The following is a 20,932-nucleotide window of genomic DNA, read 5'->3' on the forward strand; positions in this document are numbered from 1 at the left end:
GCCCGGTTCCGGCTCCTGACGCGTGATGATGAAGATGCTCGGCCACGCCAAAGCACCGATCGGGAGGCCGTCGGGGTCGGGGTTCACCAGCGTGACGCCGGCTTCGGTCGCCAAAGCCCGACCGATACTGAAAATCGTGCCGACCACGTCGGGGACGACAACGCGATCCGCAGACCGGTCCGAGTCAACTCCCATCGGCTTCTCTCGCTTGACAGTGCACCAGGTGATCATCGCGCCAACGCGTCTACGCCGCAAGGAGTGTCGCGCAACGCGAACGTTCGAAGGATCGAAGCCGGGAGGCAGATTAGTAGTAGCGGAGCTCAACCGTGTTCGCCAACGACAAATTCGTGCCCACAATTATGACGATGAAGAGAGCCACGAATCCCAACACGACGCCGGAGACCCGCACCCTAGGGGTATGACTCTTGCTCGCGAAAAAGAGCACCAGCACGCACGCGATCAGCCCGACACCGGTTGCGGCAAGGCCGCTTCCCACGACCTCTACTACCGGGCATTGCAGCGGATACGACTCCATACAGGCACCGCCGCCGAGGGGCGGTGCCACCAGAACGAAAGCAACGAACGCGGCTGCTATTCCGACACCGACAAATCCTGGCCAGAAGCGGCGGGGGCTAGCGAGTATCGGCACACCCGATAGTCCCAGCACTCAGTCCGCCGCGCAAGAACCGGAGACCTGCCACATGTCGCACATGCATAGAGGATCCGAGACGTCTCGCTCTGTTTTCTGCATGTCTCGATGCCTGGCACACGTCTCGTATCCCATGGGTTTCGAGACAGTCAGGAACCCTGATCGAGAGGCATTCTGAACAGAATGCCTCTCGATCACAAATCGTCGGAGTCGCGGAGGAGTTGCAGCCGGCTCGCCATGCGGAAAGCGTCAGGGCGACGCGACGCGATGCTGAGAAACGAGCTGAGGCTGTGGGAGGAGACAAATGTGGCGCACACGTCAGCATCCACGAGAACATCGATCAGGTTGATAAATCTCTGTTGCGCCTCTGGATCGGCATCTTCGAAGTTCGGGACGTCGTTGACGACCCATCGAGGAAATGACCGCGCCCATGCGAGATACTCGATCGTGGATGTGGGCGATCCACAGAGCTGGGCGAACGTCGCTCGCAGTTCGCCTGGCCGTGCCGCTAATACCGGAAATTGTCGGCCTCGCACAGCGATGCTCGTTGCCTCCTCCGGACGCGGTTCAGGCGTCGGCGATTCGCGCGCCCAAACGCCGGCCGCGAACCCAGTGGAGTGATCCTCGCGAGTGTTTCGATAGTCGGTGGCACCGCCGAGTTTGTAGACCTCCATGTTGTTCTTGATGAGGTCGATACCCGGTTCGAAGATGTGGTGCCAAATGGGGTTGGGGAGCAGATCGTCGGGGGCATAGTTCGATGTCGCAAGAACTGTGAGCTTGCGGCGGAACACGTGCTCAAGTAGCCGTGTAAGTAGACGGGCATCGCCTGAGTCGTGGACATGCAGCTCGTCAAAGAAGAGTAGTTGATTATTGCCGGTCAGATCGTCGATGGCGCGCTCGACGGCGTCGCGCTCCGAGCGGTGGTCCTGGATGCTCCGATGAAGATCATCGAAGAACCTGTGGAAGTGAACCCGGGTCTTGCGAGCAGTCGGGAGGGCGACAAAGAACGCGTCGGCCAGCCAAGACTTACCGCGGCCGGCTGGTCCATGGATGTAGAGGCTCTGCGTCGTTGACCGGCGCAAGGATCGGTGTTCAATATCGGCGCTGAGGACTGCAAGCCGGTCGACGAGAAGCAATTGTGCAGGGTTGAGAGCGATACCAGCGCGGATTGCTGCGGCATCCAGAGCAGCGGACAGTCGTTGCTCTTCTTTCACGATCCCAACACTGGCCACAGATCGAACTCTAGGGGATAAGGAGTGGCGGAAGCGTCCTATCGACTACCCCCCCCAGACCGGACGTTCAACGGACTCGTCTCCGCGTTCGCCCTGCGTGCTCAGACTTCCACGGAGTAGTTGAGCTGCAATTCGTCAGCGGGCACTCCCCGGATTCCCCAGTTCGCACGAGGCGTCTCGGTGATGGTGATCTCAAGGTCGTTGGGGGTGACGCCGACCGCCGCAATATTTTTGATGAGTTCGCGGAGGAAGTCCTTCTTTGTGTCCGTCGAGCGACCCTCGAACATGCTCACCTCGACGATGGTGTAGTCGATCGAACGATCTGTAGGCGTTATGAATTGTTCGGGGTCCAGAGTGATGAAGCGGTGGAATCGCTTCTCGACCGGCAGTTGGAGCGCCGATACCGCCGCTGTGTGGATCGCGTCGGACAGCGAAGAGATGCGAGGGGCAAGCGCCGCTTTATGTCCGTAGACAATGATTTGAGCCATGCTCTAGTTTCGCAGCCCACGCGATACGAGCTACCTCGGATGGCTCGAGAAGCGATCCCTATGTCTCGTATCCCATGGGTCTCAAGACACTCAGGATGCGAGACGCTTGGTTTACGGGTGCATGTCACGCCATTCGTGGTCCAGGAGCGCGTACTGGTAGCCGTCGACCCAGCCCAGCTCGGCATGCCAGGAGTCTTGGACCCCGTGCTGCTCCCGTCGCATGCCGACCTTTTCGAGCACGCGGGCTGACGCGACGTTGTCGGCATTGCAGCTCGCCATGACGCGCCGTAGTTCGAGCGAGTCGAATGCTGCGGACAGAAGACCACGGGCCAGGTCGGTCCCGAGCCCCCTCCCGGCGAGGTCGAGTTCGAGCATGTAACCCATGACGCCCTGCGTGCGTTCAGGCATCCCGGGCTGGCCCATGCCGTCGATAACGTCGAGGAAGCCCAGACCAGCGATCTCTCCATCGAGCTGGGCAACGCAGGAATAGTCCGTTTCGCTGTCCGGGATCGCCATCCACTCTCGCCATCTGGGCGCTGGCCATTGTGATGGCGTTCATTGCCATTGGGCTCGCGTTTATCGGAATGACTCGGCGCGCGGCACGTCAACGTATCGCCTTGGTCGCATTGATCGTTGCTCTCGTTTCCATACCAGGATCCACTGTCTCCCTTCTGCACTCTCTACTGGTGCCTACGGGGAACCCTGTGCAGCAGGAAACGGCCGAGGGAATGCGGGTGACGGCAAAGGTGCTCGATAGCTTCGATGGCTACATCGCCGTCGGAGTTGAAGTGGAGAACGCAGGTACGACGACACTGAGGTTCAGCGACGATGACTACGACGTCTTCCCGAGCAGCGGCGCTTCTTGCGAATTGCCATTTGGTCCCCTGCCACCGAGCGGAGAGATAGATGGATATCCCATAAACGCAGGATTCCCTAGCTCACTTGAACCCGACGAGACCGCGACCACCGGGTTCTGTATTGACGCGAATTTCTTTCCCTCAGTCGCGCGGGCTATTTCGCTTAATGGGGGAACGCTCGAGTTCAAGCTTTGATGAGCCGGAGAGATGCTCGCCGCGATGATGAAGTCAGGCTCCTCAGCGCCACCGAAGAGGTCCGCCCTATACGCCCGCCCCAGAAAGTCTCTTTAGAGACTCCGGCTGTCTCATATCCCTAGGGAAACGAGACATCTCACGACTCGTGACCCGTGTTTCCGGCGTTCGGCGGAATCTCGTAACCCGTCGAGTCTCATAACTACGTCGCATAACCTTCTGGTTGTATGGCGTTACTCGTCGTTAGTTATGAGACACCGGAAATCGGTCCGGAAGCACATTGCTCGACTGCCGACCAACTGAAGCGGTTGGTGCGGGTGTTGTTTACCAGGCGCCGGGCTTGTAGTCCTTGAGGAAGCATCCGTAAAGGTCTTCGCCGGCCTCGCCACGCACGATCGGGTCGTAGACGCGCGCAGCACCGTCGACGAGGTCGAGCGGAGCGTGGAAGCCCTCCTCCGCGAGGCGGACCTTCGTCGGGTGCGGCCGCTCGTCGGTGATCCAACCGGTGTCGACGGCGGTCATGAGGATGCCGTCGGTCTCAAGCATCTCGCCCGCGCTGGTGCGGGTGAGCATGTTAAGCGCTGCCTTCGCCATGTTCGTGTGCGGATGGCCCGGCCCCTTATAACGACGGGAGAACTGACCCTCCATCGCGGAGACATTCACCACGTACTTGCGGCGCGCAGGAGACGCAGCCATCGCGGGCCGGAGCCTGCTGATCAGCAGGAACGGCGCCGTGGTGTTGCAGAGCTGCACCTCGAGCATCTCGAGCGGGTCGACGTGCTCAACGTTCTGCACCCAGCTGTTGGTGGTCTGCAGGTCGGGCACCAGCCCGCCGGCGTCGATGGCCGTTCCGTCTGCGTGCTTCTGGAGCGACGACGATCCCGGCGCCATGGCCAGGTTCGCGAGGTCAGCCGCGGTCAGCGCAGGCGCGCCAGCCTCGGCCACTGTCCCGGCCAGCGACGCCACCGAGAGCAAAGGATGCGCTGAAACGGATGCCTGCAGCGCTTCGGGGTGCTGATCGGCGGTGTGCCCGAACGTCTCCATCTCCGGAAGAGGACCGTCCGGGAGCGGCTGCAGCTCGGCATCCGCCAGCAGCGAATACGAACCGGGGGAGCGGCGCACGGTCTGCGCCGCATTGTTGATGAGGATGTCGAGTGGACCCTGCGCTGCGACAGAATCGGCGAGGCTGATCACCTGTGCCGGGTCACGCAGGTCGATACCGACAACGCGGAGCCGGTGCAGCCAATCGTCGGAGTCGGGCAGCGACGCAAAGCGACGGACGGCATCCCGCGGGAACCGCGTCGTGATCGTCGTGTGCGCGCCATCACGAAGCAGGCGAAGGGCGATGTACATGCCGATTTTTGCGCGGCCACCGGTGAGCAGCGCACGCTTGCCTGTCAGGTCGGTGCGGGCGTCGCGCTTGCCGTGGCTGAACCGGGCGCAGTCGGGGCAGAGCTGGTGATAGAACGCGTCGACGAGCGTGTATGGCTGCTTGCAGATGTAGCAGTTGCGCGGCTTCAGCAGTTCTCCGGCGGTGGGCGCCTCAATCGTGGTCGAGAGGGGGATGCCGCGCGTCTCGTCATCGATGCGATCGGATGCCCCGGTCGCGGTGGCCGCGATGACCGCCTTGTCGGCGTTGGCGATGGTGTCGCGCAGTTCACGGCGACGGTTGCGTTTGACGGCTTTGAACATCGCCGCGGTTGCCCGGCGTACGGTGATGTAGTCAGGGTGTTCCTCGTCGAGAGTGTTCATCGAGGCGAGGACTCGGAGCGTTGTCTCGAGTTCAGTGGGGTCAATTCCGGCGCCGGAGATGTCGGATTCACGGATGGCGTCGGTCATTTGGGCAAGTTTACCTGAGGTCATCTGCGAGAACGCCGCGCTCCCGAGTGGAAGGATGGCACTATGAACCCGATCGAGTGGCTGTTTGATGCCCAGCTGGTAATCGGCGACCAGACCATCCTCTGGCGCGAGGTCATCGGCAACCTGTTTGGCATGCTCAGCGCAGTCGGCGGTATGCGCCGCAAGGTGTGGGCGTGGCCGGTCGGTATCGTCGGCAACCTGCTGTTGTTCACGGTGTTCCTCGGCGCGGTCTTCGGGACCCCCAACCCGGTGAATCTGCTCGGCCAGGCTGGCCGCCAGGTCATGTTCATCATCGTTTCCATTTATGGCTGGGTGCAGTGGCGCAACAGCCGCAACTCGGGCGAGCAGACCGCGGTCACCCCGCACTGGGCGTCGAACAAGGTTCGGGTGTTCCTCATCCTCGGCCTGGTCGGCGGAACCCTCGTGCTGACCCCGATCTTCCGCGCGCTCGGCTCGTACGAACCGGTCTGGGCAGACGCCTGGATCTTCATGGGCTCACTCCTCGCCACCTACGGCATGGCCAAGGGCTGGGTCGAGTTCTGGCTGATCTGGGTCGCCGTCGACATCGTCGGCGTTCCGCTCCTGGTCAGCGCCGGGTACTACGCCTCAGCGGTCCTCTACCTCTTCTATGGTGGCTTCACCCTCGTCGGCTTCTTCATCTGGATGCGCGTGCAGAAGAAGAACTCACTGACGATCGAGACGGCGTTCCCCGACCCGACGGTGAAGCGGTAGCGGGCGCTCGCCGAGGCCACGTCGACGCGAGAACACCACTTCCGGTCGTGAGCATCCGGCGGAACTGATGTTCTCGACCGGAGCGGATGCTTTCGGCACGGAGACCACGGAGACCACGGCGACCGCGGAGATCGCGAAGGGCACAGCGAGCGCAGATCGCGGGCTTGCCAGCCGAGTAGGGCATGATCGAAGCACAATGACTTCTCTGCTGCTCGACCCGCGCGCCCTTTCGACAACACAGGGCGAGGCGATCGATCCGGATGCCGTCTACGAGGCATTCAGCGACTGGGTCACCGCCACCGGCATCCGTCTGTATCCGGCACAGGACGAAGCGATCATCGAGATCGTCTCCGGGCAGAACCTCATCCTCAGCACCCCAACGGGCACCGGTAAGTCGCTCGTCGCGGTCGGCGCGCATTACGCCGCCCTGGTCGCGGGCAAGCGCAGCTTCTACACGGCCCCGATCAAGGCACTCGTGAGCGAGAAGTTCTTCTCCCTCGTCGCGATCTTCGGCGCCGAGAACGTCGGCATGATGACCGGCGACTCCTCGGTCAACGCCGACGCCCCGATCATCTGCTGCACCGCAGAGATCCTCGCCAACCTCGCCCTCCGCCACGGTGAAGACACCGAGGTCGACCAGATCGTCATGGACGAGTTCCACTTCTACGCTGACCCCGACCGCGGCTGGGCGTGGCAGGTGCCGCTGCTGTCACTGCCGCGCGCCCAGTTCATCCTGCTCTCGGCGACCCTCGGCGACGTCACGGAGATCGCCGAAGACCTCACCCGCCGTACCGGGCGGGAGACCGCCCGCGTCACCGGTGTCGAGCGCCCGGTACCGCTGCATTTCTACTACGAGACCACGCCGATTCACGAGACCGTCGAAGAGCTCCTGACGACGGGCCAGGCCCCGATCTACGTCGTGCACTTCTCGCAGGCCGCCGCGATGGAGCGCGCCCAGTCGATGTCGAGCATGAAGGTCGCCACGAGAGAGCAACGGGATGCCATCGCCGAAGCGATCGGCGGCTTCCGGTTCACCACCAGCTTCGGCAAGACCCTCTCCCGGCTGCTTCGCGCCGGCATCGGTGTGCACCACGCGGGCATGCTGCCGAAGTACCGCCGTCTCGTCGAGCAGCTCGCGCAGCAGGGCATGCTGCGCGTGATCTGTGGCACCGACACTCTCGGCGTCGGCATCAACGTTCCCATTCGCACCGTGCTGTTCACCGCGCTGACCAAGTACGACGGCGTGAAGATGCGCCAGCTCAAGGCCCGCGAGTTCCACCAGATCGCCGGTCGGGCTGGGCGTGCGGGCTACGACACGGCCGGAACCGTCGTCGTGCAGGCGCCCGAGCACGAGACCGAGAACCTCAACGCCATCAAGAAGGCCGGCGACGACCCGAAGAAGAAGCGCAAGATCATCCGCAAGAAGGCGCCTGACGGGTTCGTCTCCTGGGGAGAGCCGTCCTTCCAGCGCCTCGTCGCCGCTGAACCGGAGACGCTCACGTCGAGCATGCAGATCACCTCGGCGATGCTCATCAACGTCATCGGCCGCGGGGGAGATGTCTATCAGCACGTCCACGACCTCGTCTTCGACAACCACGAACCGTTCAAACGCCAGCTCGAGCTCGCCCGACGCGCCCTCGGCATCTACCGCACGCTCCGCGACTCGGGCATCGTCGAGCAGTCGGCAGACGGGACGATTCGCCTCACCGTGGACCTGCAGCCCAACTTCGCGCTCAACCAGCCGTTGTCGCCGTTCGCGCTCGCCGCATTCGAGCTGCTCGACCCCGAAGACCCGAGCTACGCACTCGACATGATCTCCATCGTCGAGGCGACCCTCGATAACCCGCGTGCCGTGCTCAGCCAGCAGCAGTTCCTCGCCCGGGGCGAGGCTGTCGCCGCGATGAAGTCAGAGGGCATCGAGTACGACGAGCGGATGGAGCTGCTCGAGGAGGTCAGCTACCCGAAGCCGCTCAACGAACTGCTGACGATCACCTTCGAGACCTACAGCGCCTCCCAGCCGTGGATCCGTGACTTCGAGCTCAGCCCGAAGTCCGTGGTGCGCGACATGTACGAGCGCGCGATGTCGTTCGGTGAGTTCATCGCGTTCTACAAGCTCGCCCGCAGCGAGGGTGTCGTGCTGCGCTACCTGTCGGACGCGTACCGCGCCGCCCGCCAGACCATCCCCGACGAGGCCAAGAACGAAGACCTGCTCGACCTGATCGAGTGGCTCGGCGAGCTCGTGCGCCAGGTCGACTCGAGCTTGCTCGACGAGTGGGAAGAACTCACCCACCCCGACCCGGAGAAGCACGCCGAGCACGCGGGCGAGATTGTTCCGCCAGCACCGCAGCGCCTCAGCTCCAACGTTCGGGCGTTCCGCATCCTCGTGCGGAACGAGCTCTTCCGCCGGGTGCAACTGGCCGCGCTGGAAGACTACGACGCCCTCGGGGAGCTGGACGCGGCATCCGGATTCGACGCCGACCGCTGGGCCAACGCGCTCGACGGCTACTACGAACTGCACGACCAGATCCTCACCGGACCAGACGCGCGCAGCTCGAAGCTCCTCATCCTCGATGAGTCAGGGCCCGTCTGGACCGCCCGGCAAATCTTCGATGACCCGGCCGGCGACCACGACTGGGGGATCAGCGCGACGGTCGACCTCGCTGTGTCCGACGAGCAGGGGTTCGCCGTTGTCACCGTCACCGCGGTGGATTCCCTCTAGGTTCGGTTCGGAGCACGCCGTCGATTGGCGGATGCCGCTCGGAACCCGCTAAAGTCGAGGAATGGCCATCTTCGACAGCAGTGTTTCAGCCCAGGGCTTCGCCCCGAGCGCACTTCGTCGACGCCGTAACACCTCAGAGCGACGATAGGCGACGCTGGGCGAACGGTGCATGGCACGGTTCCGAGAGGCGCCGCCGACCATCCATCGTTCATCACCTCAATAAGGTAGAGCCATGTCCTTCTCTGTAGCCGTAGCCGGAGCATCCGGGTACGCAGGGGGCGAGTTGCTGCGATTGCTCGCGGCCCACCCCGACTTCGACATCCGCACCGTCACCGCGCATTCCAATGCGGGCCAGCCACTGGCATCCGTGCAACCGCACCTGCGGTCGCTCGCGCACCTGACCCTGACCGACACCACCCCGGAGAACCTCGCCGGGCACGATGTTGTCTTCCTCGCGCTGCCGCACGGCAAGTCCGGTGAGGTCACCGCCCAGCTCGACCCCGACACGCTCGTCATCGACTGCGGTGCCGACCACCGCCTCACCAGTGAGGCCGACTGGGCACAGTTCTACGGCGGCGACTACTTCGGCGCCTGGCAGTACGGCGTGCCGGAGCTTCAGCTCAGCACCCCGACGGGCTCGATCAAGCAGCGCGACAACCTCGTCGGCGCACGGCGGATCGCGGCCCCCGGCTGCAACGCGAGCACCGTCGCCCTCTCGCTCGTGCCAGGCATCCTCGCCGGAGTGATCGAGGCGACCGACATCGTCTCGGTACTCGCGGTCGGGCCGTCCGGTGCCGGCAAGGCGCTCAAGACCAACTTGCTCGCGAGTGAAATCCTCGGCTCCGCCAACCCATACGCGGTCGGCGGCACCCACCGGCACATCCCCGAGATCGCGCAGAGCCTTCGCACGGCGGGCGCCACCGACGTGAGCGTCTCGTTCACGCCGGTCCTCGTGCCGATGTCGCGCGGCATCCTCGCGACCAGCACCGCCCGCATCGTGCCGGGAACCAGCGCGGATGCGGTCCGTGCGGCCTGGCAGGACGCCTACGGTTCCGAGATCTTCGTGCAGCTCCTGCCGGAGGGGGAGTTCCCCCGGACCGCCGATGTGATCGGCGCGAACACCATGCTGATGGGGCTCGCCGTCGACGAAGCGGCCGGCCGTGTCGTCGTCGTGACCGCCGTCGACAACCTCGCCAAGGGCACCGCTGGTGCCGCCATCCAGTCAGCGAATATCGCGCTGGGACTCGACGAAGCAACTGGGCTTCCTCTGAACGGAGTAGCACCGTGACCGTCACCGCAGCACAGGGATTCGAAGCGTCAGGGATCGCAATCGGCCTCAAGGACTCGGGCGGCAAGGACCTCGCGCTCGTCGTCAACCGCGGACCCCGCCATGCGTCCGCCGCCGTGTTCACGAGCAACCGTGCGCAGGCCAACCCGATCCTCTGGTCGAAGCAGGTCATTGACGACGGAACGGTCAACGCGATCGTGCTCAACTCGGGCGGCGCGAACTGCTTTACCGGCCCCGAGGGCTTTCAGACCACCCACGCCACAGCCGAGGCCGTGGCATCCGCACTCGAGGTCTCAGCCGGCGACGTCCTCGTCTGCTCGACCGGCCTCATCGGCGTGCAGCTCGATCGTGACAAGCTCCTGCCCGGCGTCGCAACGGCTGCAGCCGCGCTCAGCACCGACGGCGGAACCGACGCCGCCGAGGCGATCCTCACCACCGACAGCCACGCGAAGACGGCGGTTGTCGAGGGCGACGGCTGGGTGATCGGCGGAATGGCGAAGGGCGCAGGGATGCTCGCGCCAGGGCTCGCCACCATGCTCGTCGTGCTCACAACCGACGCCGATCTCGCCAGCGACCAGCTCGACCGCGCGCTGCGGGCGGCCACCAGGGTCAGCTTCGACCGCCTCGACTCGGACGGCTGTATGTCGACGAACGACCAGGTCACTCTCCTCGCGTCGGGAGCATCCGGGGTCTCACCCGACGCCGATTCGTTCGCCGCTGCCGTCCGCGAGATCTGCCTCGACCTGGCCCGCCAGCTCCAGGGCGATGCTGAGGGCGCGAGCCACGACATCACCATCGAGGTCAACGGGGCTGTGAGCGAAGACGACGCCGTCGAGGTCGGCCGCTCCGTCGCACGGAACAACCTCTTCAAGGCCGCCGTCTTCGGCAACGACCCCAACTGGGGCCGGGTGCTCGCCGCGATCGGAACCACCCAGGCCGTGTTCGACCCATACGCCGTTGACGTCTCGATGAACGGTGTTCGGGTCTGTCATGCCGGGGCGCCGGACGCCCCGCGCGAGGACGTGGACCTCACCGGCCGTGCGGTCTCGGTCGTCATCGATCTCAAAGAGGGCACCGAGTCGGCCACCATCCTGACCAACGACCTCACGCACGACTACGTGCACGAGAACAGCGCGTACTCGAGTTGATGATGACGGATACAGCAGCTACCACAGACGCCATAGCGAAAGCCGCGGTGCTCATTGAAGCGCTGCCATGGCTCAAGCGCTACCACGGTGCCATTGCCGTCGTGAAGTTCGGCGGGAACGCCATGGTCAGTCCTGAACTCACCCGTGCCTTCGCCGAAGACATGGTCTTCCTCCGCCACGCGGGCCTCAAGCCCGTCGTCGTGCACGGAGGTGGACCGCAGATTTCGGCACGGCTCACCGAGCTCGGCATCGAGAGCGAATTCCGTGGCGGCTACCGTGTGACAACGCCCGAGGCCATGACCGTTGTTCGAGACGTCCTGAACCACGACGTCAACGCGCACCTCGTCGAGCTCATCAACGAGCATGGCAGCTTCTCGATCGGACTGAGCGGCGAAGCGGCGAGCAGCACCGAGTCCGGAGCGGCAACAACGCTCTTCACCGGAGCGCGCCGCGGTGCGGTCGTGAACGGCGAAACCGTCGACCTCGGTCTCGTCGGCGACGTCGTGTCGGTGGCGCCCCAGACCGTGCTCGACGCCATCGACGCCGGACTCATCCCCGTCATCTCATCGATCGCGCCCGACGGCGACGCGCCGGGCCAGGTGCTCAACGTGAACGCTGACGCCGCGGCATCCGCTCTCGCTGTGGCTCTGAACGCCGACAAGTTCCTCATCCTCACCGATGTCGCAGGCCTCTACAGTGACTGGCCCGATCGTGATTCGCTCGTGTCGGTCATCTCGACCACGGCGCTGCGCGATCTTCTGCCGGCGCTCGAATCGGGAATGATCCCGAAGATGGCCGCGTGTCTCGAGGCCGTCGACGGCGGAGTGCGCAACGCGGCGATCATCGATGGCAGGCTCGAGCATTCGATCCTGCTCGAGGTATTCACCCAGCAGGGCATCGGAACACAGATCGTGGGGGAGGACTCATGAAGGACTGGCACCTCGTCGCCGCGCACGACATGATGCGCGTCTTCGGCGAACCTCAGGCACTGCTCACGCACGGTTCAGGATGCATGGTCTGGGACGAAGACGGTCGCGAATACCTCGACTTCCTCGGCGGGATCGCCGTCAATGCGCTCGGCCACGCCCACCCGGTGCTCGTCGAGGCCATCGCCACCCAGGCGGCAACACTCATCCACGTGTCGAACTACTTCGTCACGGCACCGCAGCTCGAACTGGCCGCACGGCTCAAGCGGCTGACCGGTGCGGGGGATGCCGGCCGGCTCTACTTCGCAAACTCAGGGGCAGAAGCCAACGAGGCGGCGTTCAAACTCGCGCGGCTCAACAACGGCGACGGCCGCCGCACCCGTATTCTCGCGCTCAACAACTCGTTCCACGGCCGCACGATGGGTGCGCTCGCGCTCACGGGCAAGCCGTCCATCCGTGAGGCGTTTGAGCCGATGGTGCCCGGTGTCACCCACATCGATGCCACGCTCGAGGCGCTCGAGAGCGCTTTCGACGACACCGTCGCCGCGATCATCGTCGAACCGATCCAGGGCGAGGCAGGCGTGCGCGAGCTGCCGGCCGGGTTCCTCGGCCGCGCCCGTGAGCTCGCCACCCGGCACGGCGCGTTGCTGATCGTCGACGAGATCCAGACCGGTGCCGGCCGCACCGGGTCCTGGTTCGCGTTCCAGCGGGAGGGCATCGTTCCGGATGCCGTGACCCTCGCGAAAGGAATCGGCGGGGGAGTGCCGATCGGCGCCCTCGTGACGTTTGGTGCGGCATCCGACCTCTTCACACCGGGCCAGCACGGTTCGACGTTCAGCGGCAACCCGCTCGCGACCGCGGCAGCCAACGCCGTGCTCGGCGAGATCGAGACCGCTGGCCTCGTCGATAATGCCCGGGCGCGCGGTGAGCAACTGAGTGACGCGATCACCGGCATCGGCTCACCGCTGATCGCCGGCGTTCGGGGACGCGGACTGCTCCTCGGCATCGAGCTGACCGAACCCGTCGCACCGGCGCTCGTCTCGGCGGCGCTTGCCGAGGGCCTCATCATCAACGCGCCGAACCCCCAAACGATCCGGCTCGCACCGCCGCTGATTGTCGGCGACGCCGAACTCGCCGGGTTCGACCGACGCTTCCGTGCGGCACTCGATCGCGCGACAGCGATCGCCGACGGCACACCTTCGCCCACCACAACACCGATTGCAGGCACGACATGACCCGGCACTTCCTCCGCGACGACGACCTCAGCCCCGCTGAGCAAGCCGAGATCCTCGATCTCGCGATCGAGATGAAGCGCGACAGGTTCTCGCGTCGTCCCCTCGAGGGTCCGCAGACCGTTGCGGTGATCTTCGACAAGTCGTCGACCCGCACCCGGGTTTCGTTCGCCGTCGGCATCGCCGACCTCGGCGGATCACCGCTTATCATTTCCACCGCGTCGAGCCAGCTCGGTGGAAAGGAGACCGCTGCCGACACCGCGCGCGTGCTCGAACGCCAGGTCGCAGCGATCGTCTGGCGCACCTTCGGCCAGGCCGGACTCGAGGAGATGGCAAACGGCACGACGGTTCCCGTCGTCAACGCGTTGAGTGATGAGTTTCACCCGTGCCAGTTGCTCGCCGACCTGCTCACGATCAAGGAGCACAAGGGCACCCTCGCGGGGCTCACCCTCACCTTCGTCGGTGACGGTGGCTGCAACATGGCGCATTCCTACCTGCTCGCGGGTGCGACGGCGGGGATGAACGTGCGGATTGCGTCACCGGAGGGGTTCACTCCGGACCCAGCAGTTGTCGCCGACGCCACACGCATCGCAGCGACGACCGGCGGATCGATCGCCCTCTTCGGCGACGCCCGCGAGGCGGCATCCGGTTCCGACATCCTCATCACCGACACCTGGGTGTCGATGGGCAAGGAAGAGGAGAAGGCGGCACGGGTTGCCGTGCTTAACCCGTTCAGGGTCGACGCCGAGATGATGGCGCTCGCGAAGAGCGACGCCGTATTCATGCACTGCCTCCCGGCTGACCGTGGCTTCGAGGTCACCGCCGATGTCATCGACGGACCGCAGTCGATTATCTGGGACGAAGCAGAAAACCGACTGCACGCCCAGAAGGCGCTGCTCGTCTGGCTGCTCGAACGCGCCTGACCCACAGGGCCAGCCCGGACCATCCGGGCACTTTCACTACACTTTTAACCACAAGCAATCAAGGAGAATCTCATGGCGGAACGCGTCGTACTCGCATACTCGGGCGGTCTCGACACCTCGGTCGGCATCGGATGGCTGAAGGATGCGACAGGTAAAGAGGTCGTGGCACTCGCCATCGACGTCGGACAAGAGGGCGAGGACATGGAGGTCATCCGCCAGCGCGCCCTCGACTGTGGCGCCGTTGAGTCGGTCGTCGTCGACGCGCGCGAGGAGTTCGCCAGCGACTACCTGATGCCGGCACTCAAGGCGAACGCGCTGTACCAGAAGCGCTACCCGCTGGTCTCGGCTCTCAGCCGTCCGCTCATCGCGAAGTACCTGGCATCCACCGCCAAGGAGCTCGGCGCCAACAGCGTTGCACACGGGTGCACCGGCAAGGGCAACGACCAGGTCCGCTTCGAAGCCGCCGTCGCCGCACTCGCGCCAGACCTGACGAGCATCGCTCCGGTCCGCGACCTCGCGCTGACCCGCGACAAGGCCATCGTCTACGCCGAGCAGCACAACCTGCCGATCGCGCAGTCGAAGAAGAGCCCGTACTCGATCGACCAGAACGTCTGGGGTCGCGCCGTTGAGACCGGCTTCCTCGAAGACCCGTGGAACCCGCCGATCGAAGACCTCTACACCTACACGAAGGACCCCGCTCAGGCCGGAGCGCCGACCGAGGTCGTCATCACCTTCGACCAGGGTGTGCCCGTTGCCTACGACGGCAAGTCCATCACGCCGCTCCAGGCCGTCGAGCTCATGAACCGCCTCGCCGGTGACCAGGGCGTCGGCCGGATCGACATCGTCGAAGACCGCCTCATCGGCATCAAGAGCCGCGAGGTTTACGAGTCACCAGCCGGCATCGCGCTCATCACCGCACACGAAGAGCTCGAGAACATGACTATCGAGCGCGACCTCGCACGCTACAAGCGCACCGTCGAGTCGAAGTGGGCAGAGCTCGTTTACGACGGACTCTGGTTCTCCGGTCTCAAGAAGGCGCTCGACGTCTTCATCGACGAGACCCAGAAGCACGTTTCGGGCGACATCCGCCTCAAGCTGCACGCCGGTTCTGCCGTCGTCACCGGCCGCAGGAGCGACTCGAGCCTCTACGACTTCAACCTCGCCACCTACGACACGGGCGACACGTTCGACCAGTCGATGGCGAAGGGCTTCATCGAGCTGTGGTCGCTGCCGAGCAAGATCTCGGCTCGGCGCGACGCAGGTCAGGAGTAGCGCCGTGTCGGGTGACGACTCCACCAACCGGGCAAGTGAAGCCGGTGCACTCTGGGGCGGACGCTTCGCCAGCGGGCCGTCACCCGAACTGGCTCGCCTGAGCAAGTCGACGCAGTTCGACTGGCAGCTTGCACCATATGACATCGCCGGTTCACGGGCGCACGCCAAGGCACTCGCCGCGGCGGGTTACCTCAGCGACGACGAGCTTGTTGCCATGCTGGATGCCCTCGATCGCCTCGAAGAGGACGCCGCCTCCGGCGCGTTCACTGCTGACGAAGCCGACGAGGACGTGCACTCCGCGCTCGAGCGCGGTCTGATCGACCGCGCCGGTGTTGAACTGGGCGGCAAGCTTCGCGCCGGTCGCAGCCGGAACGACCAGATCGCGACCCTGGTTCGGCTGTACCTGCTGAACCACTCGCGCGTGATCGGGCACCTCGTCATCCAGCTGATCGATGCCATCGCCTCACAGGCCGAGGCGCACGCCGACGCCCCGATGCCCGGACGCACGCACCTCCAGCACGCTCAGCCGGTGCTGCTCGCGCACCACCTGCTCGCCCACGCCTGGCCGCTCGTGCGTGACCTCGAGCGCCTCGCCGACTGGACCAAGCGGGCCTCGGCGTCGCCGTACGGATCCGGTGCGCTTGCGGGAAGCTCGCTTGGCCTCGATCCGCAGCTCGTGGCATCCGAACTGGGCCTCGACCGCCCGACCGAGAACTCGCTCGATGCGACGGCGAGCCGTGACGTTGTCGCGGAATTCGCCTTCATCGCATCGCTCATCGGTATCAACCTGTCGCGTTTCGCCGAGGACATCATCGTGTGGAACACACGCGAGTTCAACCTCGTCACCCTCGACGATGGCTACTCGACGGGCTCGAGCATCATGCCGCAGAAGAAGAACCCGGACATCGCCGAACTCGCTCGCGGCAAATCGGGTCGGCTCATCGGCAACCTCACCGGGCTGCTGGCGACGTTCAAGGGACTTCCTCTCGCGTACAACCGCGACATTCAGGAAGACAAGGAGCCGGTCTTCGACACTGTGGAACAGCTCGAGGTCCTGCTGCCCGCCTTCACCGGCATGGTTGCGACGCTGCGTTTCAACACCGAGCGCATGGCCGAGCTTGCCCCGCAGGGCTTCTCGCTCGCGACGGATGTTGCCGAGTGGCTTGTTCGACAGGGCGTCAGCTTCCGCGATGCGCACGAGATCTCGGGTGAGCTCGTGCAGTTCTGCGAGAAGCGCGGACTCGAGCTCCATGAGCCCTCTGACGAGGACCTCGCCGGAATCTCCGAGCACCTCGTGCCGGCGGTTCGGGATGTGCTCACCGTCCAGGGGTCGATTGCGTCACGCAACGGCGTCGGCGGAACCGCTCCCGACCGGGTGGCCGAGCAGCGCCACCAGCTGGTCGAGCGTGTCCGTGTTCTGTCGCAGGCACTCCGCGCCTGAGAATGTTCGACCGCGCGTTCTTCGAGCGCCCGTCCGTTGACGTAGCACCGCACCTTCTGGGTGCGGTGCTTCGTCATACGACGGATGCCGGCACCGTCGGTGTGCGCATCACCGAGGTGGAGGCGTATATCGGGCAGGGCGTGGACCCGGGTTCGCACGCGTTCCGCGGTAAGACGGCTCGGAACGCGAGCATGTTCGGTGAGCCGGGGCACCTGTACTGCTACTTCACCTACGGGATGCACGTGTGCGCCAACGTGGTCTGCTCACCCGAGGGCGAAGCATCCGCGTGTCTGATCCGTGCGGGCGAGATCGTCGAGGGTATCGAGCTGGCGCGGTTCCGGCGGACAACCTCGAAGAGCGACCGCGACCTGGCGCAGGGGCCGGCGCGGCTCGTCGTCGCCCTCGGCATCAGCCTGGCTGAGAACGGGAGCGACCTGTTTGCCCCGCCATTCTCGCTCGAACCAGCGGGCGAGCCCGCCGCGTACGAGACGGGTCCCCGAACCGGTGTCGCTGGCGGTGCCGACCTGCCCTGGCGGTTCTGGATCCCCGGTGAGTCGAGCGTGTCACCCTACAAGCGGCATCCGAAGGCCTGAGCGCTGGCGCAGGTCGCTGCCAACCGGCAGCGGATCAGCTGAGCGCCAGGTAGAACAGCGCCGCACTCGACGACGCCCAGATCAGGCTCGCGAACGTGCCGATGATGAACCGCTCACGGGCCTCGGGGGCCTCGAGCTCGGTGAACCGGCCGACACCCTTGATCGCAACGATGATCGCGATGGCCTCGGGGAATCCGGCCATGAGTGTGGCCACAACGGCGAACCGCTCGAGGTACCCGATCGTGCGTCCACCGCGCAGCACCTCGTGCTGGGCGCCGGCAGACGCGCGCGCCGTTCCGCGGCCGGTGCGATCGGGCTCGGTCACGAGGATGCCGCCGAACAGTCCGGGCCGGACGAGCCCGCGGGTTGCGAGCTTGAGCACATAGCTCGTGGCGGTGCCGCCCCCGAGCACGGCGATCGCGACGGAAAGCACGCCGAGCGCGATGAGCACGCCGAGCGGAACGACGGGCGACGGGATCGCGAGAAGGATGACGTCGACCGCGAGGATCACGGCGGCGATGATGATCCACCGTGGCCGCTGGCGCCACTGCGCGAGCAAAATCACACCGAGACAGGCCGCGGCGAGCAGGAGGACGAGCACCCAGTAGATGGTGCCGGGAACCGTGCCGACGATCGGGGTCATGCCTCGGTCTCCTCGCTGGGGTTGATGGTGTCGAGTAGCCTAACAAGCGCCTCGGACGCTGCCCGTTCGACACGGATTCCCGCGGCCCGGGCACGGAGGCTCGCGGCTCCCGGCGTGATCCCGAGCCTGTCGGCCGACTCCGACTGGGTCAGTCCGCTCGACAGGAGGTCGTACAACTCCCAGCCCCCGTCGGTGCGACGATCCCGCAGGTGCAGCAGCAGCGTCACGAGAGCCTCGACGTCGCTGCCACGAAGAGCCGGGGAGTCGTTCTCTTCACCGGCCAGGGTGAGCGCGAAACGGGTCGGCTGCTTCTTTGCGCGCGTGACGGCATCCCGTGCCGCATAAAAGGCCTCGCCCGTCGCTTCGCGGGTATCGGCGGGGAGCGGCTGGCGGACGGAACCCACCCCGACGCCAACACTCCAGGCGCCGTCACGGGTCAGCGCGAGGACGAGGGAGAGGACGAGCTCGGCATCGTCGACGAGGAGCTGCAACTCATCGCCAGCCGTGCGGTCGGCGGGGAGCAGCAGCCGAGCACCGTACTCAGAGTTGAGAGCGGCGAGCGTGGCAGCGACCTTGTCTGCGGTGTTGCGGCTGTCGACCTGGTCGGCAGTGAGAACGAACATGGCACTCCTTGGGTTTAGGCCACAAGCATAACTCCAACGATATTAGGAAATAACCTAAACCATGTCAAGGGTGAGGTCCCAACCTCACATGTGCCACGGGCGTGCCCGACCGCGCTGGTATCGTGTCAGTCGTGTCCACGTCACTACTGTCCAGCCAAGCGAATGATTCCACCTTCGATGACATCTGGGAGGAACTCGTCTGGCGAGGACTCGTGCACGTGTCGACCGATGCGGGTGAGCTGAAAGAGCTCCTCGCCGGCGCGCCGATCACCTACTACTGCGGGTTCGACCCGACCGCACCGAGCCTGCACCTCGGAAACCTCGTTCAGCTCCTGGTCATGCGCCGCATCCAGCTCGCCGGCCACAAGCCGCTCGGCCTCGTCGGCGGATCGACCGGGCTCATCGGCGACCCACGCCCGACGGCCGAACGCACGCTCAATACCCGCGAGACTGTTGCCGACTGGGTGGAGCGACTGCAGGGCCAGGTCTCCCGGTTCCTGAGTTTCGACGGCGACAATGCCGCACGCATGGTGAACAACCTCGACTGGACGGCGCCGCTCTCCGCCATCGACTTCCTCCGCGACGTCGGCAAGTACTTCCGGGTCGGGACAATGCTCAAGAAGGATGCCGTCAGCGCACGCCTCAACTCCGACGCGGGTATCAGCTACACCGAGTTCAGCTACCAGATCCTGCAGGGCATGGACTTCCTCGAGCTGTTCCGCAGCTACGGCTGTGTGTTGCAGACCGGTGGCAGCGACCAGTGGGGAAACCTCACGAGCGGAACCGACCTCATCCACAAGGCCGAGGGGAAGAGCGCGCACGCCATCGGCACCCCGCTCATCACCAACTCGGACGGCACGAAGTTCGGCAAGAGCGAGGGCAACGCCGTCTGGCTCGACCCCGAGATGACGAGTCCGTACGCGTTCTACCAGTTCTGGGTCAATTCCGACGACGCCGATGTCATCGCGCGGCTCAAGGTGTTCACCTTCCTCACTCGCGAAGAGATCGAGCGACTCGAAGAAGCTGTGGCTTCCGAGCCGTTCCGTCGGGAAGCACAGAAGCGACTCGCGTACGAGGTCACCTCTCTCGTTCACGGTGTCGACGCAACGGATGCCGCGATCGCCGCGTCCGCAGCCCTCTTCGGCCAGGGTGAACTGACGGGTCTCGACGCCGCAACGCTCGCCTCAGCGCTTTCCGAACTCCCGAATGTGACCGCTGCGCTCGGGGTTCCGCTGACCCAGCTCCTTGTCGACACCAAGCTCACCTCGAGCATCGGCGAGGCACGCCGTGCGATTGCGCAGGGTGGTGTGTACCTCAACAACGCCAAGGTCACCGATGAGTCTGCCGTTCTCGACGACACCCTGGCCGGGGGAGTGGCGGTTCTCCGGAGGGGCAAGAAGACTCTCGCTGGCGTGTTTACGGCGTAGTCGAGCGCCCCGGTCGGGGTGTCCGCGGGGGTCGCCCCGGGCGACACGCCCGACCTGCACCGGCGAGTTGCGAGCTGGCCGCACTGAACGTAAAGTACTTACTTGTCACCCCAAAGGTGCGGCTGAGCTTAGCTCGCCGGCCTCATGCGGGACGAACTTCTTCAGATACGAAGACACTCGATTATTCGGGTCGATCGGCGTTTGAAGATGACCCTCCACCAGGGTCCAACTCGATACGAGTCTGAACGAACTTCGGTTCGGAAAGAGCGTGGTCAGGATGGCAAATAACTGGTGCTAGGGTAGAGAAGTTGCCCTGCGGAGCAGCCCGGAAGGGTGAAAAGCGGGAGCATCCGATCCTTGAGAACTCAACAGCGTGCACAATGTCAAATGCCAAATACCCGTTGACTCGACCTTTTCTGGTTGGGTTACGGATTCCTTTGGAAAACATTTAAACAACAAAGCAAGTCAGTAATGATTTGTTCTGTCAGTTTCAAACTCGCGGTTTTTCGAACCTATTCCGGTTCGTTACCGCAAACAATGTGCCGGCACCTTCGGGTGCCTGGCAATTAAACATTTACGGAGAGTTTGATCCTGGCTCAGGACGAACGCTGGCGGCGTGCTTAACACATGCAAGTCGAACGATGATCCAGAGCTTGCTCTGGTGATTAGTGGCGAACGGGTGAGTAA

At 64.7% G+C, this 20,932-nt stretch carries 18 protein-coding genes, 1 rRNA gene and 1 pseudogene; 13 read left to right on the forward strand and 7 right to left on the reverse strand.

What is annotated here, in order from left to right; translation table 11 throughout:
* Nucleotides 1-304: 304 nt before the first annotated feature.
* From AC1X6S_RS11460 to AC1X6S_RS11475, 4 genes and pseudogenes are all read right to left on the reverse strand, one after another.
* Nucleotides 305-649 carry a hypothetical protein gene (locus AC1X6S_RS11460; protein ID WP_483405858.1) on the reverse strand — a complete coding sequence of 115 codons (345 nt, stop codon included), beginning with the start codon at nt 647-649 and terminating at the stop codon, nt 305-307.
* Nucleotides 650-843: 194 nt separating this feature from the next.
* Nucleotides 844-1,881 carry a cell division protein ZapE gene (zapE, locus tag AC1X6S_RS11465; RefSeq protein WP_483405859.1) on the reverse strand — a complete coding sequence of 346 codons (1,038 nt, stop codon included), beginning with the start codon at nt 1,879-1,881 and terminating at the stop codon, nt 844-846.
* A 101-nt stretch (nt 1,882-1,982) separates the two neighbouring features.
* Complete coding sequence (locus tag AC1X6S_RS11470) at nt 1,983-2,369, reverse strand: tautomerase family protein (protein WP_483405860.1); 387 nt, start codon at nt 2,367-2,369, stop codon at nt 1,983-1,985.
* A gap of 111 nt (nt 2,370-2,480) precedes the next feature.
* A pseudogene (locus tag AC1X6S_RS11475) lies at nt 2,481-2,897 on the reverse strand (GNAT family N-acetyltransferase); the annotation flags it as partial.
* A gap of 176 nt (nt 2,898-3,073) precedes the next feature.
* Between AC1X6S_RS11475 and AC1X6S_RS11480 the strand changes: the two are divergent.
* On the forward strand, nt 3,074-3,421 hold the full coding sequence (locus AC1X6S_RS11480; RefSeq protein WP_483405861.1) for a hypothetical protein: 348 nt from the start codon (nt 3,074-3,076) through the stop codon (nt 3,419-3,421).
* 321 nt (nt 3,422-3,742) lie between these two features.
* Here the strand turns inward: AC1X6S_RS11480 and AC1X6S_RS11485 are convergent, their stop codons facing one another.
* A complete protein-coding gene (locus AC1X6S_RS11485) occupies nt 3,743-5,257 on the reverse strand; it encodes an SDR family NAD(P)-dependent oxidoreductase (RefSeq protein WP_483405862.1) in 1,515 nt (504 codons plus the stop codon).
* Nucleotides 5,258-5,320: 63 nt separating this feature from the next.
* Between AC1X6S_RS11485 and pnuC the strand changes: the two genes are divergently transcribed.
* The 10 genes from pnuC (at nt 5,321) to AC1X6S_RS11535 (ending at nt 17,552) form a co-directional block, all read left to right on the forward strand.
* Nucleotides 5,321-6,010: a nicotinamide riboside transporter PnuC gene (pnuC, locus tag AC1X6S_RS11490; protein ID WP_483405863.1), complete on the forward strand. Its 690-nt coding sequence runs from the start codon at nt 5,321-5,323 to the stop codon at nt 6,008-6,010.
* Nucleotides 6,011-6,206: 196 nt separating this feature from the next.
* Entirely contained in the window at nt 6,207-8,729 is a 2,523-nt protein-coding gene (locus AC1X6S_RS11495) for a DEAD/DEAH box helicase (protein ID WP_483405864.1), read from the forward strand.
* Nucleotides 8,730-8,961: 232 nt separating this feature from the next.
* Entirely contained in the window at nt 8,962-10,017 is a 1,056-nt protein-coding gene (gene argC, locus AC1X6S_RS11500; RefSeq protein ID WP_483405865.1) for an N-acetyl-gamma-glutamyl-phosphate reductase, read from the forward strand.
* Entirely contained in the window at nt 10,014-11,165 is a 1,152-nt protein-coding gene (gene argJ, locus AC1X6S_RS11505) for a bifunctional glutamate N-acetyltransferase/amino-acid acetyltransferase ArgJ (RefSeq protein ID WP_483405866.1), read from the forward strand. The genes argC and argJ overlap by 4 nt, the downstream gene beginning before the upstream one ends.
* Before the next feature lie 2 nt (nt 11,166-11,167).
* Nucleotides 11,168-12,094 (forward strand): acetylglutamate kinase, encoded by a 927-nt coding sequence (gene argB / locus AC1X6S_RS11510; RefSeq protein ID WP_483405867.1) that lies wholly within the window; start codon nt 11,168-11,170, stop codon nt 12,092-12,094.
* Complete coding sequence (locus tag AC1X6S_RS11515; protein WP_483405868.1) at nt 12,091-13,326, forward strand: acetylornithine transaminase; 1,236 nt, start codon at nt 12,091-12,093, stop codon at nt 13,324-13,326. The genes argB and AC1X6S_RS11515 overlap by 4 nt, the downstream gene beginning before the upstream one ends.
* Nucleotides 13,323-14,246 carry an ornithine carbamoyltransferase gene (argF, locus tag AC1X6S_RS11520; RefSeq protein ID WP_483405869.1) on the forward strand — a complete coding sequence of 308 codons (924 nt, stop codon included), beginning with the start codon at nt 13,323-13,325 and terminating at the stop codon, nt 14,244-14,246. The genes AC1X6S_RS11515 and argF overlap by 4 nt, the downstream gene beginning before the upstream one ends.
* A 72-nt stretch (nt 14,247-14,318) precedes the next feature.
* On the forward strand, nt 14,319-15,518 hold the full coding sequence (locus AC1X6S_RS11525) for an argininosuccinate synthase (protein ID WP_108962794.1): 1,200 nt from the start codon (nt 14,319-14,321) through the stop codon (nt 15,516-15,518).
* A 4-nt stretch (nt 15,519-15,522) separates the two neighbouring features.
* Entirely contained in the window at nt 15,523-16,959 is a 1,437-nt protein-coding gene (argH, locus tag AC1X6S_RS11530; protein WP_483405870.1) for an argininosuccinate lyase, read from the forward strand.
* A 2-nt stretch (nt 16,960-16,961) separates the two neighbouring features.
* Nucleotides 16,962-17,552: a DNA-3-methyladenine glycosylase gene (locus AC1X6S_RS11535; protein ID WP_483405871.1), complete on the forward strand. Its 591-nt coding sequence runs from the start codon at nt 16,962-16,964 to the stop codon at nt 17,550-17,552.
* A 34-nt stretch (nt 17,553-17,586) separates the two neighbouring features.
* On the opposite strand, the gene AC1X6S_RS11540 is transcribed toward AC1X6S_RS11535, so the two are convergent.
* The gene (locus tag AC1X6S_RS11540) at nt 17,587-18,195 is read right to left on the reverse strand and encodes a hypothetical protein (protein ID WP_483405872.1); all 609 of its coding nucleotides are present in this window, start codon (nt 18,193-18,195) and stop codon (nt 17,587-17,589) included.
* Complete coding sequence (locus tag AC1X6S_RS11545; protein ID WP_483405873.1) at nt 18,192-18,818, reverse strand: DNA-binding protein; 627 nt, start codon at nt 18,816-18,818, stop codon at nt 18,192-18,194. Before AC1X6S_RS11545 ends, AC1X6S_RS11540 begins: the two co-directional genes overlap by 4 nt.
* Before the next feature lie 131 nt (nt 18,819-18,949).
* Between AC1X6S_RS11545 and tyrS the strand changes: the two genes are divergently transcribed.
* Together tyrS and AC1X6S_RS11555 are read left to right on the forward strand one after the other, a co-directional pair.
* Complete coding sequence (gene tyrS / locus AC1X6S_RS11550) at nt 18,950-20,245, forward strand: tyrosine--tRNA ligase (protein WP_483405874.1); 1,296 nt, start codon at nt 18,950-18,952, stop codon at nt 20,243-20,245.
* 573 nt (nt 20,246-20,818) lie between these two features.
* A 16S ribosomal RNA gene (locus AC1X6S_RS11555) occupies nt 20,819-20,932 on the forward strand; the annotation flags it as partial.

Source organism: Mycetocola sp. Y442 (assembly GCF_056898615.1).